A 5,450-nucleotide genomic window follows, 5' to 3' on the forward strand; every position below is an offset into this window, starting at 1 on the left:
GACATGCTTGCCTTTCCAATCACCAGGGACCGGAATGGTCTTGCGATACCAACCAATGCCTGCCGGAAGATAGCCGCATTGATCCCCCATCGGATGATCCTTGCGATATTCGCCCTCGATGCTCCAGTCGTGCGGCACATCCAACCCACGCCAACTGGAATCATCAAACCTCTGTGCCTCTGCGCCCGCATGATCGCCGAGAGCGAATTTCCAATCCGTATCAAAACTCGTTCGCTGCTCTGCCTGGACCGGTATACCTAGGCCCATCAGCAACAATAAGATGCACTGTCGTGCTAATTTCATATTTTTGATTCCATTGTAAAACCTTCCATGCTTACTCCAGACGGTCAGCCCAGGAACGATCCGAATCTTCCTTTCCAACGGCCGTCGTTGTGACTGCAAGACACAGCCCCGCAAATAGCAATCGAACTCTTTTCATGTATTTTCTCTTCCGAAGACATCCAAACGAATAACAAACCAACAGGTTCCGCGATCTAAGATCAGAGCGAGTCGATTCGTTTTAATGCACTTTTTCCGAAGTAGATTCCAGAAGCGATTTTAGATCATAGGTTTCGTTCTTTTCGGTATTCAGCGTCTTCGTTTTATCGCCATAGCGAACGGTGCAGGGATGACCGAGTTTTGATCGCAGCGTTGCTGACCTCAAAACACCGTGGCTCCACTGCATGTCGATCTCAAATCCGCCGCGGGCACAAAGCCCCTTTACCGAGCCATCGGCCCATGCTTTGGGAAGTGCAGGAAGCAGATCGATATGGCCAGCATGGGATTGCAACAGCATCTCCGCCATTGCGGCCGCGCCACCAAAATTGCCATCGATTTGGAAAGGCGGGTGTTTGTCAAAAAGGTTGTGGTGAGTCGATTTTTCGAGCAACTGTGCAAGGTTGTTGTGTGCTTTTTCCGCGTCCAAGAACCGTGCCCAGAAATTGATGATCCAAGCTCGGCTCCAACCGGTGTGACCGCCTCCGTTGGCGAGTCGGTGATCAATCGTTTTGCGAGCGGCGGCCACCATTTCGGGGTTGTCGTCAATGTTGTATTGGCGTCCGGGATACAGACCAAACAGATGCGATATGTGACGGTGCCCAGGATCATGCTCCTGAAATTCCTCGGTCCATTCCATCAATCGCCCGTCGGATCCGATTTGCGGTAGGGCAAGCTGATCGAGTGCGGACCGAACGTCGCGGGTAAAATCGTCCTCGATGCCTAGGATTTGCGCTGACTCGAGCGTGTTGGTGAACACGTCCCAAATAATCTGCTGATCCATCGCCGGACCCATCGTCAAGTTACATCGAGCGTTGGTTTTTGGGTCGATGAACTTGTTCTCAGGCGATGTGCTTGGTCCGGAAACCAATTTGCCGGTTTTTGGGTCTTCGACCAACCAATCCAGAAAAAACAGCGATGATTGTTTTAAAACTGGATAGGCCCGATTTTTCAGGAATTCTCGATCCCCGGTGAACCGGTAATGTTCCATGAAGTGCTGAGTCGTCCATGCACCGCCAACCACCCATTGTCCGTACTGAACGTTTCCAAACGGGACCGTGCCATGCCAAACATCCGACCCATGCCCTGCTAGAAAACCTCGGCAACCATACAAGTCTTTGGCGGTCTGTTGGCCCGAGGGGACCAAGCGTTCAATGTAGGCCATGAAGGGAAGATGGCATTCCGAAAGATTCGTCGTTTCGGCGAGCCAGTAGTTCATCTGGAAATTGATGTTGATGTGATAATCACTGTTCCAGGGCGCGGCCATGTCTTTGCACCAGAGTCCCTGCAGATTGGCCGGCAAGCAGCCGGGCCGCGAGGATGAGATCAGCAGGTATCTGCCGTATTGAAAGTAAAGTGCTTCCAAGTCGGGATCGATCTTTCCGTTTTGATACCCCTGCAATCTGGCAATGGTCGTTTTGGTCGATGGAGTTCCAAGCTTCAACTCAACTCGGCGGAAAAGCATTTGGTGTGCAGCAGAGGTGTCCGCCTTGATTGGCTCGTATCCTTTTTGCTTCGCCGCAGCGACGATGCGGTCGCAGATTTCTACCAGGTCATGAGTGAAGGGATGGTCTGTATCGTCGCGGTTGTAATCCGTTGCCGCGGTGATGTAGATGACAGCCGAGTCCGCATTTTCAACGGTCAAGCGATTGTCGTCCGCTTGAGTGGATCCGTTTTCCGCAACGACCTTATAGACCGTGGCAAACTTGACACCCAAGTGTTTGTTTCCGTGCGCGGCTTGCCCGGTGGCGATCACGGTATCGTTTCCGTTTGCTTTGGTCGCAAAGGTCCCCGCCCGCTCGATCTCTGCATGAAACGAGACCGCGCCCGGTTTGTCGGCTGCAATCCTGATGGCGATAACATCGTCGATCGGGCTTGAATAGACTTCCCGGATATAGTTGACGCCGCCGGCTGTGTAACGGGTTGTTGCAATCGCGGTGTCCAGATCCAGCGATCTACGATACGCGGTCGCTTTTGAGACAGGACCGAAATCGAACCGCAGTTCCCCCATCGTCTGGTAGCTTCTCGGAGAGATACGGCCAGCCAAAATCGCCTGCTGCTTTTTCTGAGCTTCGGTGTATTTCCCTGCAAACAACAGCTGCCGCACCTCATCGATCGTACTGCGGACGTTCTCTTTCACCACGGGGATCGGCGGGCCTGCCCAGATCGAATCTTCGTTCAGCTGGATGATCTCTTTCGAAACTCCCCCGTAGACCATCGCTCCGAGTCGACCGTTACCCACAGGCAACGCTTCTTCCCAATAAGTGGCCGGCTGGTTGTACCACAAGGACAATGGCTGCTCCGGAGCCTGATTCAGCGGTTGTACCTGTGCTGCTTCGCTGTAGCTGAACTTGTTTGGTTTGCCCTTGCTAGGTGCATCCGCAGCCAGCACGGGACAGGCCGCAATGCTGATCACGACGCATAGGTAGAGTGAGGTTTTGTTCATTGATCCGTTCGTCGTTGTAGTTAAGTTTACGAGTGTTTTTCTAAGCCTCGGCTAGCTCCCGGGACGATCTTAAACATGTCGTGCAGATCGGTTTGCAAAGGTGTCTGCGACCAATGCGGTAGTCAACAGGCTCACCCAATTCGAAAGCGGGTGAAGTTCACCGGTGCACTGATTGGCCAAGTCGCTGTTTGATCAGGTCACTGTTTGATTAACTCAATTGGCCATCACCACATCGCTGTACTGCAGGTAACCATTCTGGTCGATGATCTGGAATCGCCAAGCCGCGATCTCCTTTGGGATGGTCGCGTTAACGGTGGAACCATCGGTGCTGATCGTCGCAGGGGCCTTCATCCCGGGAAGCACCGGACGGGTTTCCGGGATGTCTGCCGGGGGCCTTCTGGCTTTCGTCTTCGTGACCTCTGGGTCCTCGCAGTAGATCACATAGGCCTCTTTGATCGCTGGACCATCGGGCTTGATGCTTAGCCTTGCCTGCCGTGCCGCTGACTCATAGGTGGCTTTGCCCAGATCGGCGACCGGCGTTATTTTGTCGGCGTAGTTCGGATTGAGGTAAGGCAGTTCCGCATCGTTGGCCACTAGGTCGGCCTCGAGCATCTTTCCGAGACGCTCGATTACCGAAGCGAACTCGGGGTTTTGTGCCAAGTCATTGGCCTCTTCGTAATCGTTGCGTTTACCGTCCTTGTAGAGACGATACAGTTCGTAATCGTCCGTCTGGTATCGTTTGTAGAGTTTGAAGTCACCACTACGAATCGCCGACTTCATCGAATCGCCACCATGCGGGTAGTGCCAAAACAGATGATCACGTTCTTTCCCGTTGGCATCGACGATCTGCTGGCTCGCCCCGCTCAACACGGCTGAGATATCCAAACCGCTGAGTTCGGCAAAATCATCAGGCGAGATTTCGGAGTCGGTCAATTCCAGGATGGTGGGGAAAAAGTCGAGCTGGTTCACCAGACCATCAAAACGGCTGCCCGGTTCGATGCCTGGTCCCGCGATCACCATCGGCACTCGAACGCCTCCTTCTTCGGCATGCGTTTTTCCATATTTCAGCGGCGCGTTGTCCGAGATCACCTCCTTGCCCTTTTTCTCTGCGCCACCGTTATCGGAGGTAAAGAAGATGTAGGTGGTGTCGATCAGCTTCTTGTCTGGGCTGCGAGGGTCATCGGTCTTCTGAAGAAAATCAACGATCCGGCCGAGGCTCCAGTCGACGCTAGTGACCATCGAAGCAAAGTACGGGTTTTGCTGTCCCGGCAGCGTCATCGCGCCACGCTTGGGTGGAAAGGGTTGCCCCATCTTGTCACAGTAATATTCAAGCAACTCGCCGTTGCGGGTCATCACGGGCCAATGGACCATCCAGTGACAGAGGTTGAGAAAGAATGGCTCGTCTTTGCTCTGTGCCATGAACTCGATAGCCGAACCAGTAACCTCGTCGTAAGGATACGAGATACCCTCGGGTTTCTTCTTGCTCACAGGCGGGTATTTCTCTTTGCTGAGCGGAAATTTTGGATCATCGGCGGTCGCGAAATCCTTGGTCCGATCCGGCACACTGCGATGCGGCCCTCGGTCTTGATTGACGGTGTCGAAACCATAGCTTGCCGCGGTCAGCCCGACATGCCATTTCCCCGAGTGCCCGGTGCGGTAGCCATTCGCTTTCATCGCATCGGCCAGAGTAAGCAGATTCTGATCCAGCGGTTTTTCCAGATAGGGCGCGACCACGCGATCCGTCTTGCTTCCTTTTCGGATCACTCCCAGATCAACATGGGTGAGCCGAATTTTCGCGGGATGTTGCCCTGTGATGATCCCGGCGCGTGAGGGAGAACAGGACGGAGCGGGTGAATAGCCTTCGGTAAAATTCATCCCTGCCTTGGCTAACTTCACGATGTTTGGCGTCTCGTAGGGACACGGATCATCCACGTCATTGAGCTGCACATCCTGCCATCCGAGGTCGTCGACATAGAAGATGATGATGTTGGGCGGCGGCTCTTTGCCAAACGCTGGCTGCACGGCCATCAAACAAACGACCAACCCAAACATCAAAAAGTGCGATGTGCGTTGTACAAACATGATAATTTCTTCTGTATTCGATTGAGGGAGTGCTTGGTCAGGATCCAATGGATGGAGTTGCAGACATCTTCTTTAGGGTTCAAACCGGTCAGTGCGAAACGGAAGGGCCGGTAGATTGGCGTCGTTAACAAGATTCACGTCTGGCTTTCCGACAAAGGCGTAGCGAACATACAACGGCGTTGGCAATTCAGCGGAGTGCAAAACCACGCTCTGGCCTTGAATCGTCGCGTCCGCTCGAACCCATTTCTGATCATCATCGGCCAACCAAAACGCCTTTGGCGGGGAACCATCCGTTGTTTTTAGGCCCTCGGCATGTTCGAAATGGACGACTAGCGAGTTGTCTTGGGGCTCGACTTTTTGAAAGATGGGTCCTTGAGCTTCGACCTTCTGCCCGAGCGTGTCACGTGCTGCGAGCAGCGCTAATCGC

At 53.6% G+C, this 5,450-nt stretch carries 3 protein-coding genes and 1 pseudogene; all 4 read right to left on the reverse strand.

Annotated features, from left to right (window positions below; genetic code table 11):
* Positions 1 to 303: sugar-binding domain-containing protein (locus ABX962_RS29025; RefSeq protein WP_372724733.1), on the reverse strand; the 303-nt coding region annotated here is incomplete at its 3' end.
* A 217-nt stretch (positions 304 to 520) separates the two neighbouring features.
* Positions 521 to 2,941, reverse strand: coding sequence for a glycoside hydrolase N-terminal domain-containing protein (locus ABX962_RS29030; RefSeq protein WP_372724735.1), 2,421 nt, complete (start codon positions 2,939 to 2,941; stop codon positions 521 to 523).
* A gap of 213 nt (positions 2,942 to 3,154) precedes the next feature.
* Positions 3,155 to 5,023 (reverse strand): sulfatase, encoded by a 1,869-nt coding sequence (locus ABX962_RS29035; RefSeq protein ID WP_372724737.1) that lies wholly within the window; start codon positions 5,021 to 5,023, stop codon positions 3,155 to 3,157.
* 72 nt (positions 5,024 to 5,095) lie between these two features.
* Positions 5,096 to 5,450: pseudogene (locus ABX962_RS29040) on the reverse strand (sialate O-acetylesterase); the annotation flags it as partial.

It is taken from the genome of Novipirellula sp. (assembly GCF_041583735.1).
Lineage (GTDB): Bacteria > Planctomycetota > Planctomycetia > Pirellulales > Pirellulaceae > Novipirellula.